Consider the following 22,180-nt stretch of genomic DNA (forward strand, 5'->3'; position numbering starts at 1 on the left):
TTGTGCTGCTCCAACGCGCGATAGCCGTAGTAGTAGGTCACGAGCATGAGAGCCCAGACGGCCATCGCGATGCTGTAGAAGAGCGTGCGGTCGGCGTCGTCGGCCGGAATATGGACGAAGTCGTACGAAACCGCGATGACTGCGCCGAGCAACGTGGCGAACGAAACCCAGGCCGCGTTCTTGTGCTCACCGACTCGCCAGAGCCGGACGGCGACGTAGAACATGAAGGCCGCGACCGCAAGATTGGCGATGGTGTAGAAGACCGTCCAGCCGAGGCTGACGGGCCGTACGTCGAGGGCGCGGTTCAGCCCGACGACGGTGGCGAGCGCGATTGCTCCTGCTTCGACGATCCAGCTCGGACGGTATCGGTGCGTGACGGCGAGCATGCCGAGGATGAAGATCAGTGTCATGCCGAACGACCGCGAGAATGCGTCGAAGAACACCATGAGGTGGTAGCTGAAGCTGTCATGCGCGACACCGATCGCTGCCAAGACCAGCACGTTGGTGCCGGACAACGCGATCACCACCCACTCGAACCCGAGCAGGAAGTTGTGGTGTCTGCGGAAGAACCTGATGCCGTAGACATAGCCGGCGACGAGCATCGCCAGGTTGGCGATGAGGACCAGGGTCATATGGAGCGCGTTCATGAGGAGCCTTCTTTCTGAGGATTGCCGTGCTAGCGGAGAGCGTCGGCGATGGCATCGGCGACGCGGTTGACGGCGTCGCGGGCTGTTGTGCTGATCCGCGTCAACGAGAGGTAGCCGTGAACCAGGGCGCCTTCGCGCATCAGGCGCGTCGGGACGCCGGCCTCGGCGAGACGATCGGCGTAGGCGATCGCTTCGTCGCGGAGAGGATCGAACCCGGCGACGGTGATCAGCGTCGCCGGTGCCCCCGACAGATCGTCGGCGCGCAAGGGGGAGATGCGCGGGTCGGTTCCGGGATTGCCGTCAGGCAGGTACAACCTGGTCAGCCAATCGATCTGCTTGGCCGACAGTGCGGGGTTGGCGGCGAATTCCGATCGCGACGGGTGCGTGCTGAGAGCGTCGACCGCCGGATACATCAGTACTTGCATCAGCGGGCGGAGAGATTCGCCGCTCAGGCTGTTTGCCAGCACGGCGCAGAGGTTGGCTCCCGCGCTGTCGCCGAGCAGCACGATCCGCCGCGGATCAGCACTCCATTCAGCTGCGCGGTCGACGGCGAAGCGCCACGCTTCGAGTGCGTCATCGACGGGTCCGGGAAACGGTGCCTCCGGTGCCAGGCGGTACTCGACCGACAGCACCGTGACGCCTGCACGGTCTGCCATCAGGCGGACCGGAACGTCGTATCCGGCCCGGCTGCCGAGCGCGAATCCGCCCCCGTGCAGGAATACGACCAGCCCCGTCGACCGGGTGGCCGGGCGGTAGAGGCTCGCCCGGATCCCGCTGGGCAGCGCGATGTCGTCGACGGCCATCGCCGGGGCGTCGTCGGCGAAGACCCGGCAATCGTTGTCCATCGCGGCCCGAGCCTGCGCGACGGTGCCGTCGCTGAAGTCGGGTGCGGAGGCGGCGACCTTCATGAGGAATGCGATCTCCGGTGCCATGACGTCGCCGTCCGCGTTGACGACGTCGGGGACCAGGCGGCGGAGGATGCGCTCGGGCACGCGCCCGATAGCTGTGAACGCTGTGCGCTGGATCCGTTCCGCGGTGGTGAACGGGGCGGATGCGGCAAGATCCGGCGAATGATCGATGGTGGTCATCGTCGGCCGCTCTCCGGTGTGGCAGCAGGCACGGAGAGCTCGCGCTCCAGTCGCGAACTGAAGGTGAGCGCGTCGGTGACCACGGGACCGCGGAACATCTTCCGGTCCTCGAGGAACACGCTTTTCATCTGCCACGGCGTCTCGTCGCCCTGGCGGGGCAGCGTGTGCTTGGCGCGCAGCATGTAGCCGGCGTCCAAGTCGATGATCGGGCGGGTGCCGGTGCCGTCGGGGGCGTCGGCGACGGCGGTGTCGTAACCGCCGGTGTCCATGTGGCGCAGCAACTCGACGAAGCTCTTGCCGAGCAGCCCGATCTTCAGCGTCCACGACGATTTGGTGTAGCCGACCGCCATCACCCAGTTCGGCACGCCGGATAGCATCATGCCGCGGTAGACGACGGTCTCCGACAGATCGACGGGCCGCCCGTCGACGGTGAGGTCGATGCCGCCGAACAGGCGCATATTGAGCCCGGTCGCGGTGACGATCAGGTCCGCCTCGATCGTCGCGCCGGACTCGAGTTCGATGCCGTCGGCGGTGAACCGCACGATTCGATCGGTGACGACGGATGCGTCGCCGGCCCGGATGGAAGCGAAGAAGTCGCCGTCGGGCGCCAAGCAGAGCCGTTGATCCCACGGGTCGTACGGCGGGTTGAAGTGGGTGTCGACGTCGAACCCGGCCGGCAGCTCCTTCGTGTTGAGATACCGGATCAAGCGCCGGGACAGCTTCGGGAACGTGCTGAGCATCTTGACGACGCCCCAGTCGGTCCACACGTTCTTCCATCGGGTCGCCAGGTACCCGCCGCGCTCGCCGAGCAGTTTGGTGAGTTTCAGGCTGAGGCCGTCGACCCTCGGCATCGTCATGATGTAGGTCGGCGTGCGCTGCAGCATCGTGACGTGGGAGGCTGCGCCGTCGCCCTGGAGCATCGAGGGGATCAGCGTGATGGCGGTGGCACCGCTGCCGATCACGACCACCTTCTTGCCGGAGTAGTCGTAGTCCTCGGGCCAGTGCTGGGGGTGGATGATGTCGCCCTTGAAGTTCTCGCTCCCCTCGAATTCGGGTGTGAACCCCTCGTCGTACCGGTAGTAGCCGGTGGCGCCGAAGACCCAGCCGGCCTTGATGACCTCGTGACGGACCGTGCCGTCGGCATCGGCGACGTCAACCGAGAGCACCCACTCGGCGTCGTCACTCGACCAGGCGGCGGAGGTGACCTGGCTGCGATAGCGGATGATCTCGTCGAGGCCGTACTCGTCGACGGTCTCCTGAAGGTATCCGCGGATCAGCGGGGCATCGGCGATTGCCGTTTCGTGCTTCCAGCTCTTGAACTCGTAGGCGAAGGTGTGCAGGTCGGAGTCGGAGCGAATCCCGGGGTATCGGAACAGATCCCAGGTACCGCCTATGGCGTCGCGCCCCTCAAGGAGGGCGATCTTCTTCTTCGGGAACTCCTTCGTGAGGTAGACGGCGGCGCCGATACCCGAGATGCCGCCGCCGATGATGACGACGTCGAAGTACTCCGGGTGGGTTGCTGAGGTACTCATGTTTCTTGCCTCTCCGTTGCGCGCCAAGACTGACGCCGTGGGTGGAACTGATGTGTGATGCGCCTCAGAGTGCCGAAGCGGATGTAACCCAGGCCACACCGAATGTCAGCGTCTTCTCGGCGGCGGGTGTGGGAATCTCACACACTTGGGCTTTCGCGGATCTGCGGCCACAGGCACGTACTCGCTCGACCAGCGCCGGCGGTGCGATGTGCACCGGTATCGGCGCCGAGACGCTGCAACATGCGGATAGGCAGCGCCGGTGACACCGGCAATGGTGAGACCTGCGCCACAGCGCATCCCACCGCGGTTCCTCGGACGGAAGTCAGCGAACCGCATAGTCACAGATTGGAAAGTCCCATGACCAGCATCGAAACCGCACTCCAGCGAGTCCCGAACACCACGGCCGCCGCCGACATCCTCGCCGTCGTCGCGCGAGACGGCGGCGTCATCATCGAAGGCCTGCTCTCGCCGGAACAGGTCGTACGCTTCAACGCCGAGATCGATCCGCCCCTAGCCGCGCTCGCGCCGGGCAGCACCCACGAGAACGAGCTCGTGCAGGAGTTCCACGGCGTCAACACCAAGCGGCTCACCAATCTGGTCAACCGCAGCGACGTGTTCCGCGACGAGATCATCGACCACGACCTCGTGCACGAACTGTGCGACGCCCGGTTCCTCCAAGAGTCCGGCACCTACTGGATGACGACCGCCCAGGTGATCGAGATCGGACCCGGCAACCGCGCGCAGATGCTGCATCGCGACCTGGAGAACTGGTACCCGTTCGTCGGCATGGGCCCGGCCGGACCGGAGATCACTCTGAACTTCCTCATCGCGCTCACCGACTTCACCGAGGAGAACGGCGCCACGCGCGTTATCCCCGGCAGCCACGTGTGGCCCGACTTCGAAGACCGCGGCACCCCCGAGCAGACAATTCCGGCGACGATGAACGCCGGCGACGCTCTGTTCATCAGCGGCAAGACCGTCCACGGCGGAGGCGCCAACGTCACCGACGGCCAGTACCGTCGCGCGGTGTCGTTCGCGTTCAACCCCGGCTACCTGGTCGGCGAGGAGGCCTACCCGTTCCTGGTCTCGCGCGAGGCCGCCGCCGCCCTTCCCGAGCGCGTCCAGCGGATCCTCGGCTTCCGGTCGCAGTACCCGCTGGGCTCGCCCGGCCTGTGGCAGGTCGACTACGCCGAACTGGCCGACTATCTCGGTCTCTAGGCCGATGCCCGGGCGGAGTGTCCTGATCCGCTGATGTAGGGCGCCGACACGGGGAGACTGACAGATATGACGACGCCGGATCAACTGTGGCCCGAGCCCTCCGAGCCGGTGGCCCGGTTGATCCGGGATCTCGCGGAGGATCTGCTCGCGCGGTCGGACGAAGTGATCGCCGAGGTGACCGCGGCGTCGGTGGAGGACCCGCAGTATCGGGCGATCGCGGACGACCCGGTGCTCGCCGAAGCCGACGCGCAGCTGGTGGTCGCGCTTCTCAAGCACTGGCTAACGTCCAACATCGCCAACCCCGGGCGGCGTGTTCCACCTCTCGGCAGCAGCGAGATGCGTACGTTTGCCCGCGACGTGGTGCTGCGCGGTCTCGTCGTCGACGACATCGGGGCCTGGCGGGCAGTGGAACGAGTCTGCTGGAAATGGTGGCTGACCGCGTGTTTCGCGGCCACCGACGACCTGGACGAACTCCGCGAGCTGTGTGAGATTTCCGGGAACACGCTCGCCACCACTACCGACGATGCGATGGCGGAGCTCGGGGGGTACGTGCAGCGGATTCGAGAAGAACTCGCCGGAGGGTCCCAGCTCCAGCGCTACGCCACCATCGAGCTGCTGATGCAAGGCGCGGACATCGCCACGTCTCACGCCGAGGCTCAGCTGGGATACGCCCTCACCGGATCGCACCTCGGCGCGGTGGTCTGGGTCGACGCGGAGGAGGACGTCGGTCTGTTGGAGCGAACCGCCGAACAGGTGATGCGCGCGTGCGGGGCCGATCGGCGTCTCACCGTGGTCGCGGGTACGGCTGCGTTGTGGCTGTGGATTCCGACGGCCACCACGCCGCAGCTCGAAGCGTTGACAGACCGTCTCCGGGGTCGGCGGCGCGTCCGCGTCGCGCTCGGCCGTCCGGCGGTCGGCGTCGCCGGCTTCCGGCAAACGCATATGGATGCCGCTGCGGCACAACGGCTTCTGGTTCGCCTGGACTCGGAGTTGTCCATCGTGCGCTACGAAGACGTCCACCTGGTGGATCTCCTCTCGGCCGACGTCGCCGCTGCCGATCGGTTCGTCGCCGATGTGCTCGGCAAGTTCCTCGACGCCAGTCCCGTCCTGCATCAGACGGTGCTCACCTACGTCGAGGAAGCGCTCAACCGAACCAGCACCGCGGAGCGTCTGTACACGCACCGCAACACGATCGACCGGCGCCTGGCCCGTGTCGACGAACTTCTGCCGAAGCCCTTCGCGCAGAACCCCACCGAGGTGGCGGCCGCTCTCACACTGCTGCGCATACGTCGCAGCACCGCCTAGCCAGATCGACCGCCGGTACGAAAGGCTATAGCGATGTCACGTGTACCCGCCCGCGGCGGATTCTGGGTCGGAGCCGCAGCGGAACTCGCCATCATCGTCGCCAGCCTGGTCTATGTGCTTTCCAGTGAAGTTTGGGCACTCATCACCTGGGAGGCGCTCGCCGCGATCTATCTCGCCACCGGATTCGCCCTCGCCTGGAACGGCGAACAGCCGTCCCGGGTCTCCCGCAGCGAGCTGCGCATGGCTGCTCGGTGGTCCTGGGCGCTGCCGCTGATCTCCAGCTTCGCGGGAGTCAACTCCGCCGTTCTCGCCCTGGTCGCCCGTCATGACGCGGCCCAGAACGACATTGCCCTGAGCGTCGCCGCATCTATCGGCGTCGTCCTCTCCTGGGGGTTGCTTAACACCGGCTTCGCGCAAATGTACGAGGCCGCCGATATCGCCTCCGAACACGACGCCATCGAGTTCCCCGGCAACGACCGCCCGGTCTTCCTGAACTACCTCTACTTCTCCTTCACCGTCGGCACGTCATTTGCCACGTCCGACGTCACCGTCAAAACGCTGCCCGCCAGACGCCTCGTGCTCATCCACAGCGTCCTGTCCTTCTTCTACAACGCCCTCGTCGTCGCCGTCGCATTCCAGGTCCTGCAACACGCCGTCACAACCTGAGTTCCAGACCTACTGGCCGGGATGTATCGAGTGTTCAGCCTGTTTCGCGGGTCTGTGAATCCTGTCGGTGGTTCCTGGTAAACCTCTTGGCATGAGCCGAAACGTTCAGATCACCTTCGACTGCCACGATCCGCGGGCGCTGTCCGTCTTCTGGCGCGAGGCCCTCGGCTACGTCATCCCCGGACCGCCCGGTGTGGACGTGCCCGGTCTGACCGGCGACGAGCGGATGGCCGCACTGGAACGGGAGTCGGACCGCTTGGTCGACCTCGGCGCGCGACGGCTGGAGCGACATGAGCCCGCGCCGCCGATGGCCGCCGGACACCTCGTCATGGCTGATCCCGAGGGCAATGAGTTCTGCCTGGACTGATCGCAGGGGGGAGAAGCGCACTCGCCTGCTGGCGTTACCAATGATTGGTACTATCAGGATATGGCGCAGAACACCTCGATCAGCCTGGACGACCACTTCTCGGAGTTCCTCTCTCGGGAGGTTGCATCGGGCCGTTACCGGTCTGCTAGCGAGGTGGTCCGCGCCGGGCTGCGGCTCTTGGAGGACCGTGAGACGCATCTGGCGGCATTGCGCACTGCCCTCGTTACCGGGGAGGAGAGCGGTGCGCCGGAGCCCTTCGACTTCGACGCGTTCATCGCGGCGAAGAAGTCGTGAGTCACTACAGGCTCACGCCGGCTGCCCAGACTGATCTCTCCTCGATCTGGGACTTCACCCAGGAGCGTTGGGGCGTCCGTCAGGCAGAGACCTATGTCAACGAGATCAGGGCCGCGATCGAACGTGTTGCCGACAACCCTGAGCGTGGCCGCGCCTGCGGCGAGATCCGCGAAGGGTACCGACGGTACGGCATCGGCAGTCATCTCCTCTTCTACGTCGAAAGCAGCGGCGGAGTCGATGTGATCCGAATTCTGCACCAGCGCATGGACCCGACACGGCACCTCTGAACGGCCACGAGTCGCGACGGCATGGACGCCGTGTTGATGGCCAGCCCCGTCTCACGCGGTCAGCAGCTCTTCTGCCTTGAGACGCATCTGATCGAGTACTCGGCGGACGGTGGCCTCGTCGTCTGAGTTCACCCCTTCGATCAGCTTGGCCGTCGCGGTGGCCACCGCGATGCGCGCCGACGAGAGTTCGGCCTCGCCCCGAGGTGTTAGCGAGTTGTCGGCCGTGACCAGGCCGTCGCGGTTGAGTTGTGTGAGTACCTCGTCGACCAGGCCGGGCTCGACCTTGAGGACCTCGCTCACCCGGGCGAGCCAGTGGCCGGCCGTGGCATCGCGGGTGTCGTGAGACGGAGCGGCGCTGAGAACGACCCATGCGGGATAGGTCTTGATCGGGGTCGTCGACAACGTCGCCGTGAGTAGAGCGCGCAAGGTGTTCTCGGTCGCGCCGACGAGCGCGGGCAGTGGGCGTTGGTCGTTCATCGATCCTCCATTATATTGGTGACACCAAGATAATATTGGTAATACCAAGAAGGAGCAAGGAGATGGCTACTCCGCTCGACTCGTTGCCGACCTGGATCCTCAGCACGGCGGCGAGCCGCTCGCACCACGTACTCCAACGGCGGTTGGGGGCAGCCGGCTGCACCGGCTACGAGTACCGCTGCCTCGCCGGACTGGCGGCGGCCGGTGATCCGCTCAGCCAGGCCGAACTCGGCAGCGCGGCCGCCCTCGACCCTCGCGACGTCACCCACACCGTCCGTGCCCTGGAGAATCGGGGGCTCGTCGCTCGCGACAAAGACCCCGAACACGGCCGCCGCATGCTCGTTTCCCTGACGGCGGCGGGTCGGCGAGCCGCCGCCGAACTCGCGTCGGTGATGGCTGGCGTCCAGGAGGACGTGTTCGCGCGGCTCACCGCCGATGAGCGAGACATCCTGGTCGCGCTCTTGGTTCGGGTGGGCTGACTCGGCGCGTAACGGTTCTTGCTGCGGACGCCCATTCGACGCGCACCGGCGTGACCGTAGAATTAGAACGCGTTCTACTTTGATGAGGGGTGCCTGAGGATGCCGACAAGGAACGAACTGCTGACCGCGGTCGACGAATCGCCCGCTGCCGTCGCCGCTCACGACAAGGATCGCTGGCTGTCGCTGTTCGCGCCGACCGCGATCGTCAACGACCCCGTCGGTTCGGCACCACACCGAGGTGTCGAGCAGCTCTCCCGCTTCTACGACACGTTCATCGCGCCCAACGACATCCGCTTCCACGTCAACCACGACATCGTCTGCGGTCTCGACGTCCTCCGCGACCTCACGATCGAGATTGCGATGAGTGATCGAGTGACACTGTTCGTGCCCGCGCATCTCCGCTATGCGATGACCGAGAACGCGCGGATCGACGGGCTATACGCGCACTGGGAACTGCCGGCCATGGTCGCTCAGCTGCTCGGCAACGGGTTGCCGGCCGCCGCCGTGTCGAGCCGACTCGCCGTCGGCCTGCTGCGCAATCAACGGGTCGCCGGTTCCCTGGGGTTCGCCCGCGGATTCGCCGGCGTCGGACCCCGCACCAAGAGAAGGGCGGTTGAGCTGCTCGACGGGCTCGGCGCAGGAGCGAATCCCGAGGAGGCGTTCGTGCCGTCGCCCGTGCTCCGTTTCGGGACGGAGACGGTGCGCTCGCCGGCCGAGCTGGGCGCGCGTCTCGCCGGTTGGCGAATGGGCAAGACCATCGCGGCAGGCAACGTCGTCTCGGCGACGTTGACCGACGGGCGGTCGCACGCGCTGGCGATGCTGGAGTACCGGGCGCGCAAGGTGTCGTCCTTGTCAGTGTTCGTCGACTGCTGAGGCTCGATGATCAGGGGTTGCCGTGGCGCTGAAGTCGCCGCCGCGCGTGCTTGCGATAGATCTGAACTGCCGACCGCACACGCGGATGCCGGTCGTCGTCGAGGGACGATGCAATCGCGAGGCCGCGTTCGACGTCGGCCGTCGACCCTTCCTTGATGAACCAGAGAGGGGCCGTGATCGCCGATCTGCGTCGGAGGGGATCGTCGGCGCGCGCGAGATCATCGAGCACGCTATCGCCGACCGCGCCGATCAGGATCGGCCAGCCGAGCACTCGCGGGGCCGCGCGATCCACCATGTCCCACGTGCTGATGGAGTCGTGCCGGTCCAGGTAGATGTGGGCGAGCGCGGCGCGCTGGTCGTCGGCGAGCTTGCGGCGCGCACGGAAGTCGAGGATGCAGAACGCGGCCAGTCGCGGCTCGTACGCCTCGTGCTCGAACAAGGCGTCGAGTTCGGCGTCGGGGAGACCGGCGGCGTGCTTGGCGATGTCGAACAGCGTGCCCATCCGGACGCCGATCACCGCTTCGTCTTCGTCGACGCGGTTGCGGATCTTCGCTTCTTCGATCGGGTTGGCTGCGCTGTGGAGGGCCTCGACGACCTGGGCGGCGGTCGAGTAGGAGGTGGCCATGACGCGATCGTATCCGCGGCCGGGCGCTCAGGCGGCCGGCTGTCGCAGGGCGTCTCGCATCCAGCGCAGCACACTCGGCATCGCCCACCCGGCCGCGATCATGTGCTCACCGGGGACGGGCAGGTAGTCGACGGTCGCCCCCTTGGCGCGCCAGCGATCGGCGAGTTCGGTCACGCCTTCCTCGGGGATGAACTGGTCGCCGATCAAACGGTCGCGCGAACCGTGGTACAGCAGGACGGGCATCGTCGGCGGGGTGGCACCCGGCTTGTTGGCGTCGATCACCGCCTGGGCGACCTCGGATTCGAATGGTTCGGGGACGGTGGCCAAGACCCCCAGGTCGATACGGGCCACTCCCGACGCGGCCAGCGGTATCTGCGGAAAGTCTTTGATGAGCGTGGCCACGTAGAAGGCGAAGTCCCCGAAAAGCTGCGTCATGCTCGGATACTCGCGCGCCTGGCCGATGGTCGCCGCGGCGAACAGGCCGGATCCGAGGCCGCCGTTCATACTGCGATACAGCAGGGCGTAGTCGGTGGGCGTGCCACCGGCAACGGCGCCGTTGAACCTCAGTTCGGGCGCGTAGACCGGTTGTTCCTGTGCCGCCCACACGGTCGCGATGGCCCCACCGCTGTAGCCGTCCATCACCGTCGGGGACTCGGCGAGATCCGGGCGGATGCGGTGCATCCCGCGCACGGAATCCAGGACGGCATGTGCGGCCATGACGCCCGCCGAGTAGGCCATTCGCGGTCCCTCGTGATCGGGGATGAGGACCGCGCAGTTGCGGGCCAGAAGCAGCGGGAGCAGCGGCGGTGCGTCGATATAGGTGCCGCGCGCGAGTCGATACGAGGGCGCGGCCTTGAGCCCGAGCGAGTTGATCGGCTGATTCCGAACCACGACCGGCCGCGGACCGTCCCCTCGCCATGGGCGGTCGGGTTCGATCAGCGTGGCAGTGACCGCCACGGCCTTGCCCGCGGTGTCGGTGGAGCGGACCATGAATCGCTCGAGAGTCGCCGCGGGAGTCGGGAGCCGCGGCTTCACCCGCTCGCTGCGGATGATCTCGCCGTTGGTCAGCGCGGATAGGTCGCCCGGGTCGGAGTAGAAGGCCAATCGCAGCGGCGTCGGAAGAATGGCGGCATGCCGGTCGGCGCGCTGCTCATCGGTCAGCCTGTGCGCCGCCCACTCGTTCAGGCGGCGGACGACGGCGGGGGTTCTCAAGGCTGCCGCCGAACCGGCGATACCGGCTACTGCGGCTCCCGCGCTCGCCAGCGCGGCCTCGGCCGGGCCTGACAACTTAGACATCGCTGCTCCGCCCGTCCGGCTCGGGGGAGGCCACCTCCTCGGCGAACATCACCAGAATGTCGCTCGGGCCACGGAGGTAGGTGAGTTTGTATACGTCGCCGTAGGTGGCCACGCCGCGGAGCGGATAGCAACCGTGCCGTGCCGCGATGGCCAGTGCCTCGTCGATGTCGTCCACGGAGAACGAGACACGGTGCATGCCAACGTCATTGGGCGAGGCGGGATCGGTCTCGACGGCCTCGGGGTGGATGTACTCGAAGAATTCGAGGCGACCGTGGCCGTCCGGCGTGGTGAGCACGGCGATCTTCGCGTGGTTGCCGTCGAGGCCGACCGCCGTGTCGGCCCACTCGCCGCTGATCGTGTCACGGCCCAGGACAGTCAGACCGAGGTCGGTGAAGAACGCGATCGCCGCGTCGATGTCCCGGACGGTGATGCCGACGTTCTCAAGCTTGATGGCCACGCATCGCACGCTACCAAGACGGCGTGACCGACGTCACGCTTGACCTCAACTTAACTTCAGGTCTTAGCGTTGCGGAGACAACCACTTCGGAAGGATCCGCATGACCGCGTACACGCTGCCCGACCTGCCCTACGACTACAGCGCACTGGAGCCGCACATCTCCGCGAAGATCATGGAGCTGCACCACTCCAAGCATCACGCCAACTACGTGGCGGGTCTCAACGCGACGCTGGAGAAGCTCGACGAAGCGCGCGAAACCGGGAACTACGGAGCCGTCGCCGGACTGGAGAAGAACCTCGCCTTCAACCTCGGCGGCCATATCAACCACTCGGTCTTCTGGAAGAACCTCTCGCCCGACGGCGGCGATCGTCCGGCGGGTGAACTCGCCGCGGCGATCGATGAGCACTTCGGTTCCTTCGACAGGTTCCAGGCTCACTTCGAGCAAACCGCCCTGACTATCCAGGGTTCCGGATGGGCCATCCTGGCCTGGGACGCGCTGGGGCAGCGGTTGCTGATCGTCCAGCTCTACGACCAGCAGAGCAACATTCCCGCCACCCTCGTGCCGGTCCTGCAACTGGACATGTGGGAGCACGCGTTCTACCTCGACTACCTCAACGTCAAGGGTGACTACGTCAAGGCGTTTTGGAACATCGCCAACTGGGCCGATGCCCAAGAGCGCTTCGCCGCGGCGACTTCCGGCGGGCGAGTCCTTTTCTGATCAGATGACCACGACGACGCATACAGAGCATCGCGCCGGACCCGAGCAGCGGTACGACGGCTTCGCCCGCTACGGCAGCGGCGTGAGTCTGGTCGCCGTGCACGACGGCGAGGAGGATCGCTTCTTCGTCGCCGCCTCGGTACTGACGGCGTCGGTCGAGCCGTTCGCACTCGCCGTCTCCGTCGGGACCGGGCGGGATGCCCTGCCGGCGATCCTGGACGGCCGGCCGTGGTCCCTGTCGGTCTTGGCGGCGCACCACCTGTCGTTGGTGCGCCGCCTCACCGGCGCGACTGGCCGTGCGGCGAGGCTGGCGGCGCTCGCCGACGCCGGGGCCGAGCGATCCCCGCAGGGGGCGCTCTGGTTGCCCGACGCGCTCGCGACGTTCTGGTGCGAGACCGCCTCCGCCACGCCTGTGAACGATCAGGTGCTGGTGGTCGGGGACGTCGTCGGCGGGAGCGCGCCGCGCGACGGGACCCCCTTGCTCCGCTGGAATCACGACTTCCACACGACCGCCGATCTGACGCCCGCCGTCGGGACGATCGGCGACCCGTCGGCCGACGTGGATCGCTGATTCGGCGTGGCAGGATGGATCGATGGCTTCCATCCAGACGCTCAGTGATTCGGACCGTCGCACCATCGCCCGATGGGCCGCGGACTGCGCTGAGCGCGTCCTCCCACTCTTCGACGGCGACGCGTCGGCGACCGATCAGGTGCGCGACGCCATCGCCCGTACGCGTGCGTACAGCAATGGGGAGACCACGGCTGCCGAGCAGATCCGTCTCCGGTTCGCCGCCGGTAAGGCAGCTCAAGCTGCGAAGACGCCAGCCGGTGCCGCCGCTGCCCGGGCCGCCGGTCAGGCGTCGTCGGTCGCCCACATGGGTGCGCACGCACTGGGAGCCGCGGGATATGTGGCGAAAGCCGTCTCGCTCGCGAACCCGGCGCCGTCCGACGCGGTCGCCGAAGAGGTTCGGTGGCAGATCGAGCAGCTCACCGACGACGACAAGGCGATTCTTCGTCAATTGCCAACGCTGGGGTCCGACTCCTCGGGGCCGCTCGGCACCGGATTGTTGACCCAGGGGGTCGTCGGTGAGGTGATCGAGCAGATCCAAAATGAAGTCGCCGGCGGCAGGCCGCGCACGTAGGCTCTCGCGACGTGTTGATATCTGCATTGCCGACCCGTCGGCTCGGTGTGCCCGAGGACCAGGCCGCGCTCCACTTCGGTACCGTCGGTCCCGACGTCGGTAACCGCTACCTCTACATGTCGGGCGAGCCGGCGTTCGAATTGTCGTTCTGGTGCGGCAGTTGCCCGTTCCTGTTCGAGCGCCAATACGGCGCCAACGTCAGACTGTCTGATGGCCGCGAGCCGATGCGACAGCTCGAACAACCCTTGGACGCCGTCGATGACGCGATCTTCGACACCTTCTCCCCATTGCTGGCAGAGGGCGACTACCTGCCGCTGCTGTTGGAGGTCCAGCCCGAGCTGGTAGCCCCCAATGACGAACGCGACTACTTCACCCATGAGCAAGTCGCCACGTGGGGAATCCGAAACTTCTGGTCGCTCCCGGAGAACCCGCGCAGTTTCTACTACCGGACTTTCGAGACCGCCGTGGACTCCGACGCGCACCTCTACGAGTTCGTCGTGCCCATGGTCCCGCCCAGTTGGACCGATAGGGATCGCGTGCGGCACTACGTCGACCTCATGGGCGAAGGGGTTGCGCCGACCGCTGTCGCACTGTCCGGGCTCGATGTCTGTGCACCCGCCACGACCGGCGACGACGCGGACTTCTACTTCCACTGGGGGTTGACGCACTACTTGCTCGACGGTCACCACAAGATGCTGGCTGCGGCCAGATCCGGCTCGACGGTTCAGCTCTTGGCGCTGGTGAGTCTTGCGGGAGGTCTCGCCGACCCGGCGGCGACCGCCCGTCTTCCGGAATTGTTGGCTCGACCCCGCGCACGCAGGGGCGTGGGCGGAAATCGGTAGGAGGCGTGGCGACGACGATGCGTTCCGCGGAACGTTTTCGCCACACCGGTAACTCCCGTCCCAACAAGTGCGGCTGCTTGACGCTCGCCCCTCATGGTTTCGGCGATTCCCCATCGATCGATGAGGGATGGGCGAAACCGTGAGGGTTTAGCGGCGGCGATTATCAGTAGTCGGCGTCGGCGACGAGCCGCTCGGCGACGAAGAGCGGCGTGCCGTCGTCGATCCCGCCGATTCGGCGACGGACCAGTGAGCGCACCCGATTACGCTGGCCACGGGAGTCGGCGCCGTTTGTCTCGCCCACAGCGCAGACGAGCGCCGACCAGTCGATTCGCCACGCCTGCGCGGCCGTGAGGGGCAGTGCGACACGTACCAGCCCGGTCGGTTCCAGCGTTGCCCGCACCCGCATCGGCAGATCGGGAAGCGACAACGTCACCGGCAGCGGAATCGCCGCGCGTCCCGGCAGGAGCGCGACTGCGACATCGGCGACCACTTCCGGTGCCGCGTCGACGGACCAGGCGATCGTGTTCTCAGCCGCGTCGAACGTGTTGGCGGGCACCGACTCCCAGGCGACGGATGCCCGGCCCTGGGCGATACCGGTGCCGGGCGCGGCGAAGGTCTCCGATCCGGCCGCCAGCGCGTAGTCGTCGGCTCGTCCCGGCACCGCTGTCTCGCGCGGGCGGGCGGCGCCACCTTCGCGGCCGATCCACCGGCCGTGTAGGGCGCGCACTTCGGCACTCGCGTGGGTCGCCAATGAGCCGATCGCGTCCTCGCCGTGCGCGGCGAGCAGAGCATGCGGATCGCCGTCGAAGCTGACCTCGTCGAAGTAGGCCTCGCAGTCGTCGGTCAGCAGCGCGACCTCGATATCGAGTACGACACGGGGCAGCTCCTCGATACCGTCGATCACACTGGCCGGCCACCACCGCCGCAGCCAATGACCCCACGCCAGACGCCGCAGGATGGCCAGTTCGCCAGGGGAGTCCACGGCGACATCGGCATCACGGTGCTCGGCCAGTGCGGCGACGACATCGACATGGCCCTGCTCGCCGACGATGCGCCACAGCCAAGTCGCGTCGGCCGGCGACCACAGATGCAGCCGCGGAGCAGCTTCCGGATCCATTACGTTCCAGGTGAAGATGCCGCCGGCCACTTCGAGAGTCATGGTCGTCCACGTCGGCGAGGCCGGTGCGCCCGGCGCACTCGAGATTCTCACCTGGCCGCCTTCTCGATCGCGGCCCGGATGCGTGAACGCTGGTCATAGCTGACCGAACGAGCGATTCCCTCGAGCAGATCCAGCAGCGCAACAGCATCGAATTCCGTTGTGGCCGTCCAAGGTTCGAGTACCGATCGCCCGTGCAGCCGGACCCAGAGGCGCCCGAGGTACGGTCGCCAGAACTCTCGCAGTTCGGTTGACAACTCACCGTCGACGGGAGCGCCGCTGAGCAGGAATCGCCTGTTGTACAAGATGTGCGCCTGCGCGGCGAGCCGCCGCGACATCGTCTCCGCGAAACCGTGTGGGCCGGGCCGCGGTGCGAGGGGGTGCAGCTGTGCCGCGACGACCACGCCGAGCAGCATCGCCGCCCGCCACGTGGCGCCGTCGAGCGCCCACGGCTGGCGTGAGCGGTTGATCTCGTCGTCGACGAGGCCGGCGATCGGGGGGAGGCTTTCGCGGTCCCGGGAACGACGCAGCGTCGTCGTCACCCGGGTGGCGATGGGACGGTCGAGGGGCAGTCCTCCCGCGTTGCCGCGCAGCGGCGGCACCGTGACCGGTGTGGATGCTGAGAGCGCCGGTGCCCGATCGGGTTCGGCGATCGTCACCCCGCACGCCGCGAGCAGGTCGTCGATGGGGGCGCCGGCCTCGAAGAGCCCCACCCCGACACGATCCGGCACGCCCGACGTCGTCAGGTCGGTCCATCTCGCCTGACGTTCGGCGGGGTCGGCGTCCGCGGCCAGCACGATATCGACGACGTGGGCGACATCGCGGCCGGTCTCGTCGGCAACGGTCCGTTTCGCGTTGGTCCAGACGTTGTCGAGTGCGGCGTCCAGTTCCGCGTGGTGGCGGTCGAGGTACTCGGCGAGATCGTCGACGGTCATACCCGCCCGCGGCCGATGGATGTCGTCGATCGTCTCCGCGGCTATCGCGGCGGCACCGTCGCCGGGCGAACCGTAGGCGACGGCGAGTTCGAACGCGCGGGGGAAGTACTGCTCCTGAATACTGCCGCCGGTGATGCCGGCCGCCCGCCGGGCCGCTTTCAGTTCGGCGAACCAGCGCGCCGAATCGGCGATCGTCGGCGCCGCTCCGGCGATCAGGGCGGCGACCTCGGCCGAGGCCGTCGCGTCGAGCAGCGGTTTGCCGAGCTCGGGCTTGGCGCGCAAGCGGAGCACGAGCGGGTCGATGAGGCATTTCACGGTGCGCGCCAGAGGACGCCCGTCGCGCCCACTCATCACCGCCAGCACGTCGCTCCCGGTGCTGACCGCCGCGTCGCCCGCAGCTTTCCGCCACGCCTCGTCGATCACCGCGGTGCGTGGGCGAGGAGCGGTCACGGCAATCGGTGTCCTTCCCGGGCGGATGCGCGGCTGCCCAGAGGAATTTACCGTGTAGGGATGGTCCAACTCGACGACGACGCCATCGAGGTGCGCCGGCTCGTCGAAGTGCTGGCCGGACAACTCCAGTCCGGCGACGCGCAGTGGTCGACGACGCTTGACCGGGCGCGGACCATCGCCGATGCCGTCACCGACCCGCGCTCGCGAATCGATGCCCAGCTCCGCGTCGCCAACATCGACCATGTGCTCAGCCTCAACACCGGTGACGCCGGGGGCGCGTTGGCCCACCTGGACCGCTGCCTGGAACTCATCGCGCGGGCGCGCGAGTTCGACGACGATGAGGCCGATCGTCGCCGACTCAACGAGCAGGAATGGGGAGTTCGTCTCAATCGCAGCCAGGTGCTGCAGACGATGGACGACATCGACGGCGCCGACGCCGACGTGATCTTCGCACTGGAATTGGCGTCGACCACCGACAACGCCGACCGGAATCGGGCGATGACCTTGTGCTCGGTCGCCGCGATCGCGGTCGAACGGGAACAGTGGGCGCGCGCGTTGGCGTTCGCCCGCGAGGCGGTCGACGAATGCGCGCGGCACAGCCCGGAGGCGCTGGGGGTCGCGCTGCTGAATCTTGCCCAGTCGCATGCACGCATCGGCGACTACGACGAGGCGACGCGTGTCGCCGACCGAGCCGAGGGCGTCATCGACGACATCCAGACGCAGGCCGCGCTCGCGCATCTGCGCGGCTACATCGCGATGGGCCGGAAGGACACGGCCCGCGCCGCGGAACTGTTCGGCGAGTATGCCGCGGCCGCCCAGGCGCATGCAGATCTCCTCGAGCCGCATCACCGCGCGGAATCGGCGAAGGCCGTCGGATTCGGGCTGCACGCGCATGACGACGTCGAGGGTGCGCGCGAGCATTACCTGTCGGTGGTCGAGCAGGCGAGAGACGACGCCTCGCCGATGACCCTGGTGGCCGCGCTGGTGCAGGCGTCCGGCGCCACCCAGGACTGTGCGCTGGCCACGACCGAGCCGGCCGAGGCCGCGCGGATGCACGACGAGGCCCTCGGCTTGATCGCCGAAGCGGCCGAACTCGCGCTGGCCCAGCAACGGTTCACCATGGCGGCCGTCTGCGACCTGACGCATGTGCGCTACGTCGACCAATTCCATCGCACGGTCACGACCGGCAACGAAGGCGTCCTGCGGCGGGCGCTCGCGAAGGTGTTGGCGGCCTCCGTGTATTTGCATCACGCGGCATTCGCCTCCTCCCGTCACGCGGAACGTCGGCATTTCGCGGCGGAGCGCAGCCTGGACGCGTTCGGCCTCGCCTTCGCGCTGGCCTTTCGTCTCGGCGCATCCGACATCGTCGCGCAACTGGTGGAACTGCGCTGCGCGACCGCGTTCTTCTCGGCGTCCCGCGATGCCGTGGGCGCATCCGGGTCTGAAGTCTCGGAGGATCGTGCGGCCACCGCGGCGGCCGGCATGGCCGAGCTGATGGCCGGTGATGCGCCGGCACCTTCCGTCGGCGTCGGCCCGGCGCTGGTAGTGAAGGCACCGCCGCCGTTGTCGTTGACCGCCGACACGATCGTGCTTGGCGACGCTTTCGACGTCGCCAAGCAGCGATACGGTCTGGCCGAGGACCGGGTACCGGTCAATACCTGGTGAAGCCCTGACCGGTCCCGGTGCCCGGAGCGGGGCGCGAGGCCTCGATTACGGGCAGGTGACCTTGATCTCGAAGGGCTTCTTCGACGGGGCCATCGGGTTGGCCATGTCGACCCCGGTCACGTTGCCGGAGATGGTGTACTTCTTTCCGTCCTTGGTCGCCTTGGCGTCGCCGCCCGGAGTGCCCTTGGCCCAGCCGAGCGCCTGACCGTTGGTGGCACCGAGGCCGACCGTCTCCACTTCGGGGTTGTCGCCCGTTGTGAGTGTGGCTCCGACGCCAGCGGTGCCCCCGGCGGTGGCGTCGCCGATGGCGATGACGACCTTGCCCGCGTTCTCCGTGCAGACAACCGTCTTCGACGACATCTCGACCGGCTTGCCGTCGACCGTCACGCTGGCTTCGCCACCGGTCTTGGCGACGTCGTCCGACGAGTCGCTGGAACATGCGCCCAGGGCGCCGATGAGGCCGATCGCGCCAGCGCTTGCGACGAGAATGTTGAACTTACGCATGACTTGCTCCTGATGGTGTTGTGGTTCTCAACGAGCCGCCCTGGTGGGCTGCTGAAGTCAAGGTAGAACCGGGTCGCGCCTACCGATCACAGATTCGGATACGTGCGGTGCCGGTGGGTCAGACGGTGCTGGTGAGCGCCGCCCACATCAATGGACTGTCGGCGACCTGGCCGTCGGCGTACCACCGCGCCCGGCGATCGCGCTGCCACAACGCGAGTGCGCCGAGCGGATCGTCGCCGCGGTGCGCGGCATCGACGGCCAGGACCAGCTCCTCCAGCGGGCGCCGGTCGCCCAGGTTGCCGGCGCGAGCGAGGGCCCGGTTGGTGGGCACGGCCCACCGTGTCGCGGTCACGAGTCGAGCGCCCGTCGCCAGCGCCGCCATGGACAGACCCATCCCGTCCGGGTGTGCGAGGTCGCCGCCGGAGTTGCATCCGATGAGCGCCGTGCGCGGCGGAAAGCGGTACCCGCCGGTGAGCAGGTCGTAGACACTGAGGGGGCGGTGAGCCCCGCGTTCGTCGGCACAACACAGATGCAACGCGGCGTCGACGCTTTCGCCGCTTGCCGACGCCGCACTGACGTGCCCGACGTAGAGGAGCCTTGCCGCGACGGCCATGGTGTGCCGCAGCCAATCGCGGTCGACATCGGTGCGCCGGGCCAACTCGCCGTAGGACGACACCGTTGGCACGAGTACGGGGTTCTCGGTGAGCAGGGCGGCCAGCGGCGATGCTTCGTCGGGACGGCCCAGCACGGAACCGAGTGCCGACGATGCCGACTGCCCGGGGATCCGGGGGTCGACCACCGCCACCACGGATCCTTCGCGGTCGGCGGGAACGATGTCGGTGGGCACGATGGAGCGCTGTGCGGCTACGCTCGCCGGAGCCGAGCACACGACGTCGGCGATCTCGCCGAGTTCGATGCCGTCCTGGTGGGAGGTTGAGGACCGGCCGACGCGGAGCATCTCCCACGGCACGCGGGTCAGTGACTCGCTCGGCTGAACGCGCAGCAGCGGGCGAGTCGGCGAGCGCTGGACGGTCTCCGCCAATTCGATCGGCACCAGCGCGACGCCGAGTTCGCGGGCGAACGCGGCCGTGGACTCCGGACGTGCGAGCGGCCCGCGGAGCAGCGCGCGGTCCACGCCGTCGCCGATGGACTCGCCGGGCAGGGGATCGGGCACCGCCTCGGCGAGCGCGGCCCGCACCGCGGTCAGGACGTCGGCCCCGATGTGTGCGACACCGTCGAAATCGGCGGGTCCGTCGTCGCCGACCCAGCGCCAGGTCAGGTAGCCGTCGCCGGCCTCGGCGTACTTCACCAGCAGCGTGGGCGTCTCGGGCATACCGGAAGTCTGCCAGTACCTCGCATGGCTGGCATCGTGTGTGGCATGACAGTCGACGACCTGCCGGCCGATCTGATCGACGGCCTCGGAGTCCGTGCCGCGCGGCCGGTGTCCGGTGGGGACATCGCTCGCGCCTATCGACTCGAAACCGCGGACGGTCCGCTGTTCCTGAAGTGGCGGCCCGACGCGACCCCCGACCTTTTCGAGCGTGAGGCCGCCGGCCTGCGGGCGTTGCGCGCCCATCGCGGCGAGCTCGGCGTTCCGGAAGTGTTGCGGGAGAGCCCATCAGGATTGGTACTGGAGTGGATCGACACCGCGCCGGCCACCGCGTCGACGGAGATCGACCTCGGACGCGGGTTGGCGCGGCTGCATCGCACGACCGGCACGCACTTCGGTTCCCTCGACGATTCGCTCTCCGGTTACCTCGGCTCGGCCGAAGTCGATCTCACGCCGACTACCGACTGGCCGGACTTCTTCGTGCGGCGCCGGGTGATCCCGCTGATCGACCGCGGGATCGGGCTCGGCGCGGTGCCGCCGCAAGCGCGGGAGCTGATCGACCGGCTGGCGCCGCGGGCCGAGGAACTGTGCGGACCGTCCGAACCACCGTCGCTGGTCCACGGCGATCTGTGGGCCGGCAACCGGATGGTCGGAGCGGGAGGTCGGAACTGGCTCATCGACCCGGCGGCGTACTGGGCGCGCCGCGAGATCGACCTGGCCATGATGCTGCTCTTCGGCGGCTTCGGCAGGGACTGCTTCGAGGCGTACGACGAGGCTTTTCCGCTCGCCGACGGCTGGCGCGACCGCGTCCGCTGGTACCAGCTGCCGCCGCTGCTGGTGCACGCCATCCTGTTCGGCGGAGGCTACGGGGCGGCCGTCGTCGACGTCCTTCGGCACTACGACCGGTGAGACTTCCCCAGACCGGGGCGCACGGCATGATGGGACGATGAGCGTCGAGCAGATCCGGCTTAGTCCGCATGTCACGCGGTGGATGGGGCAAAACGGCGGCGGCTACCCGTACGGCAATCCGCTGACGGTCGCCGGAGGCGACACCACCTTCCTGCTCGACAGCGCGCTGGGCCTGACGGCGCCGCCGGCCGATCTGCTGCTGCTCAGCCACTACCACGAGGACCACACCGTGGACGCCGCTGCCAGGGCCTCCGACGTGGCGATCCACGAACTCGACGCCCCAGCGCTGACATCCTGGGACGGCTTCCGCGCGCAGTACGGGTTGCCCGAGGGCGAGTGGGAAGCGGAAATGGTCGAGGAGTTTCGCTGGGCACCGCTCCCGGATGCGCGGACGTTCGGCGACGACGCCGTTTTCGATCTCGGCGGCGGAGTGAGAATCCGCGTCGTTCCGCTGCCCGGCCACACTGCCGGGCACTGCGGGTTCCTCGTCGAGCCGGACGGCGTGTTCTACATCGCCGATGTGGAACTCTCGTCCTTCGGTCCCGTCTACGGCGACCGCGACTCGAGTCTGACCGCCGTTCGCGAGACGCTGCGGGTCGTCGCCGACGTCGATGCCGCAGTGGTGGTGCCGTACCACGCGAAAGGTCCGTACTTCGAGCGTGCCGAGTTCTTGTCGGCGCTGGCCCGCCACGCCGATGCACTCGACGCGCGCGAGGGCCGCCTGCTGGCGCTGCTGGCGGAGGCGCCGGCGTCGGTGGATGAATTGACCGGCAAGGGAATCGTCTATCGCGTCGGCACCGCACCGTGGTTCGCCGCCGAGGTCGAGCGCAGCATGTGCGGTCGGCACCTGACGGAACTGGCGGAGCGCGGGGTGGTCGTCGGGCCGGACGCCGAAGGGCGCTACCGGCTCGCGTGACG

Annotated in this window: 26 protein-coding genes; 15 read left to right on the forward strand and 11 right to left on the reverse strand. The window is 67.8% G+C overall.

Annotated features, from left to right (window positions below; translation table 11 throughout):
• From GOARA_RS11935 to GOARA_RS11945, 3 genes are all read right to left on the reverse strand, one after another.
• A partial coding sequence (locus GOARA_RS11935) for a hypothetical protein (protein ID WP_007322637.1) occupies positions 1-647 on the reverse strand: 647 nt, incomplete at its 3' end.
• Between the two features lie 29 nt (positions 648-676).
• Positions 677-1,735: an alpha/beta hydrolase gene (locus GOARA_RS11940; RefSeq protein WP_007322638.1), complete on the reverse strand. Its 1,059-nt coding sequence runs from the start codon at positions 1,733-1,735 to the stop codon at positions 677-679.
• Positions 1,732-3,267, reverse strand: a complete 1,536-nt coding sequence (locus GOARA_RS11945; RefSeq protein WP_007322639.1) for a flavin-containing monooxygenase — start codon at positions 3,265-3,267, stop codon at positions 1,732-1,734. The genes GOARA_RS11940 and GOARA_RS11945 overlap by 4 nt, the downstream gene beginning before the upstream one ends.
• A gap of 357 nt (positions 3,268-3,624) precedes the next feature.
• Between GOARA_RS11945 and GOARA_RS11950 the strand changes: the two genes are divergently transcribed.
• From GOARA_RS11950 to GOARA_RS11975, 6 genes are all read left to right on the forward strand, one after another.
• Positions 3,625-4,485, forward strand: a complete 861-nt coding sequence (locus tag GOARA_RS11950) for a phytanoyl-CoA dioxygenase family protein (protein ID WP_007322640.1) — start codon at positions 3,625-3,627, stop codon at positions 4,483-4,485.
• Positions 4,486-4,551: 66 nt separating this feature from the next.
• On the forward strand, positions 4,552-5,790 hold the full coding sequence (locus GOARA_RS11955) for a PucR family transcriptional regulator (protein WP_007322641.1): 1,239 nt from the start codon (positions 4,552-4,554) through the stop codon (positions 5,788-5,790).
• 33 nt (positions 5,791-5,823) lie between these two features.
• Positions 5,824-6,456, forward strand: a complete 633-nt coding sequence (locus GOARA_RS19020) for a DUF1345 domain-containing protein (RefSeq protein ID WP_007322642.1) — start codon at positions 5,824-5,826, stop codon at positions 6,454-6,456.
• A 91-nt stretch (positions 6,457-6,547) separates the two neighbouring features.
• A complete protein-coding gene (locus GOARA_RS11965) occupies positions 6,548-6,823 on the forward strand; it encodes a VOC family protein (RefSeq protein ID WP_007322643.1) in 276 nt (91 codons plus the stop codon).
• A 60-nt stretch (positions 6,824-6,883) separates the two neighbouring features.
• Complete coding sequence (locus tag GOARA_RS11970; RefSeq protein WP_007322644.1) at positions 6,884-7,117, forward strand: type II toxin-antitoxin system ParD family antitoxin; 234 nt, start codon at positions 6,884-6,886, stop codon at positions 7,115-7,117.
• Entirely contained in the window at positions 7,114-7,404 is a 291-nt protein-coding gene (locus tag GOARA_RS11975) for a type II toxin-antitoxin system RelE/ParE family toxin (RefSeq protein WP_007322645.1), read from the forward strand. The genes GOARA_RS11970 and GOARA_RS11975 overlap by 4 nt, the downstream gene beginning before the upstream one ends.
• Positions 7,405-7,455: 51 nt before the next feature.
• Here the strand turns inward: GOARA_RS11975 and GOARA_RS11980 are convergent, their stop codons facing one another.
• Positions 7,456-7,881, reverse strand: a complete 426-nt coding sequence (locus tag GOARA_RS11980; protein ID WP_007322646.1) for a winged helix DNA-binding protein — start codon at positions 7,879-7,881, stop codon at positions 7,456-7,458.
• Between the two features lie 62 nt (positions 7,882-7,943).
• Here GOARA_RS11980 and GOARA_RS11985 point away from each other — a divergent pair, with 62 nt between their 5' ends.
• A complete protein-coding gene (locus GOARA_RS11985) occupies positions 7,944-8,360 on the forward strand; it encodes a MarR family winged helix-turn-helix transcriptional regulator (protein WP_007322647.1) in 417 nt (138 codons plus the stop codon).
• Between the two features lie 99 nt (positions 8,361-8,459).
• Complete coding sequence (locus GOARA_RS11990; protein WP_007322648.1) at positions 8,460-9,233, forward strand: nuclear transport factor 2 family protein; 774 nt, start codon at positions 8,460-8,462, stop codon at positions 9,231-9,233.
• 10 nt (positions 9,234-9,243) lie between these two features.
• Here GOARA_RS11990 and GOARA_RS11995 read toward each other — a convergent pair whose 3' ends face one another.
• From GOARA_RS11995 to GOARA_RS12005, 3 genes are read right to left on the reverse strand one after another with little or no spacing between them, the layout of a single operon-like run.
• Positions 9,244-9,858, reverse strand: a complete 615-nt coding sequence (locus tag GOARA_RS11995) for a DNA alkylation repair protein (protein ID WP_007322649.1) — start codon at positions 9,856-9,858, stop codon at positions 9,244-9,246.
• Between the two features lie 27 nt (positions 9,859-9,885).
• Entirely contained in the window at positions 9,886-11,154 is a 1,269-nt protein-coding gene (locus tag GOARA_RS12000; RefSeq protein WP_007322650.1) for a lipase family protein, read from the reverse strand.
• On the reverse strand, positions 11,147-11,611 hold the full coding sequence (locus GOARA_RS12005) for a VOC family protein (protein ID WP_007322651.1): 465 nt from the start codon (positions 11,609-11,611) through the stop codon (positions 11,147-11,149). Before GOARA_RS12005 ends, GOARA_RS12000 begins: the two co-directional genes overlap by 8 nt.
• 100 nt (positions 11,612-11,711) lie before the next feature.
• On the opposite strand from GOARA_RS12005, the gene GOARA_RS12010 reads away from it, so the two are divergent.
• Genes GOARA_RS12010 through GOARA_RS12025 form a run of 4 tightly spaced genes read left to right on the forward strand, consistent with a single transcriptional unit; the run spans position 11,712 to position 14,313 of the window.
• Positions 11,712-12,329, forward strand: coding sequence for a superoxide dismutase (locus GOARA_RS12010; protein WP_007322652.1), 618 nt, complete (start codon positions 11,712-11,714; stop codon positions 12,327-12,329).
• A 4-nt stretch (positions 12,330-12,333) separates the two neighbouring features.
• Positions 12,334-12,900 (forward strand): flavin reductase, encoded by a 567-nt coding sequence (locus tag GOARA_RS12015; RefSeq protein ID WP_007322653.1) that lies wholly within the window; start codon positions 12,334-12,336, stop codon positions 12,898-12,900.
• Positions 12,901-12,922: 22 nt separating this feature from the next.
• Complete coding sequence (locus GOARA_RS12020) at positions 12,923-13,471, forward strand: putative immunity protein (RefSeq protein ID WP_007322654.1); 549 nt, start codon at positions 12,923-12,925, stop codon at positions 13,469-13,471.
• Between the two features lie 11 nt (positions 13,472-13,482).
• Positions 13,483-14,313, forward strand: a complete 831-nt coding sequence (locus GOARA_RS12025; protein WP_007322655.1) for a hypothetical protein — start codon at positions 13,483-13,485, stop codon at positions 14,311-14,313.
• A gap of 163 nt (positions 14,314-14,476) precedes the next feature.
• Here the strand turns inward: GOARA_RS12025 and GOARA_RS12030 are convergent, their stop codons facing one another.
• Both GOARA_RS12030 and GOARA_RS12035 read right to left on the reverse strand, forming a co-directional pair.
• Positions 14,477-15,523 (reverse strand): hypothetical protein, encoded by a 1,047-nt coding sequence (locus GOARA_RS12030; RefSeq protein WP_040523023.1) that lies wholly within the window; start codon positions 15,521-15,523, stop codon positions 14,477-14,479.
• Positions 15,520-16,854: a hypothetical protein gene (locus GOARA_RS12035; RefSeq protein ID WP_007322657.1), complete on the reverse strand. Its 1,335-nt coding sequence runs from the start codon at positions 16,852-16,854 to the stop codon at positions 15,520-15,522. The genes GOARA_RS12030 and GOARA_RS12035 overlap by 4 nt, the downstream gene beginning before the upstream one ends.
• Positions 16,855-16,914: 60 nt before the next feature.
• Between GOARA_RS12035 and GOARA_RS12040 the strand changes: the two genes are divergently transcribed.
• Positions 16,915-18,519 carry a tetratricopeptide repeat protein gene (locus GOARA_RS12040; protein WP_007322658.1) on the forward strand — a complete coding sequence of 535 codons (1,605 nt, stop codon included), beginning with the start codon at positions 16,915-16,917 and terminating at the stop codon, positions 18,517-18,519.
• Between the two features lie 45 nt (positions 18,520-18,564).
• On the opposite strand, the gene GOARA_RS12045 is transcribed toward GOARA_RS12040, so the two are convergent.
• Together GOARA_RS12045 and GOARA_RS12050 are read right to left on the reverse strand one after the other, a co-directional pair.
• Complete coding sequence (locus GOARA_RS12045) at positions 18,565-19,023, reverse strand: lipoprotein LpqH (protein ID WP_007322659.1); 459 nt, start codon at positions 19,021-19,023, stop codon at positions 18,565-18,567.
• Between the two features lie 118 nt (positions 19,024-19,141).
• Positions 19,142-20,356, reverse strand: coding sequence for a CHAT domain-containing protein (locus tag GOARA_RS12050; RefSeq protein ID WP_007322660.1), 1,215 nt, complete (start codon positions 20,354-20,356; stop codon positions 19,142-19,144).
• Positions 20,357-20,401: 45 nt separating this feature from the next.
• Here GOARA_RS12050 and GOARA_RS12055 point away from each other — a divergent pair, with 45 nt between their 5' ends.
• On the forward strand, positions 20,402-21,262 hold the full coding sequence (locus GOARA_RS12055; RefSeq protein ID WP_007322661.1) for a fructosamine kinase family protein: 861 nt from the start codon (positions 20,402-20,404) through the stop codon (positions 21,260-21,262).
• Positions 21,263-21,299: 37 nt separating this feature from the next.
• Positions 21,300-22,178: an MBL fold metallo-hydrolase gene (locus tag GOARA_RS12060; protein ID WP_007322662.1), complete on the forward strand. Its 879-nt coding sequence runs from the start codon at positions 21,300-21,302 to the stop codon at positions 22,176-22,178.
• The last annotated feature ends 2 nt before the right edge of the window (positions 22,179-22,180 follow it).

Source organism: Gordonia araii NBRC 100433, assembly GCF_000241265.1.
GTDB lineage: Bacteria > Actinomycetota > Actinomycetes > Mycobacteriales > Mycobacteriaceae > Gordonia > Gordonia araii.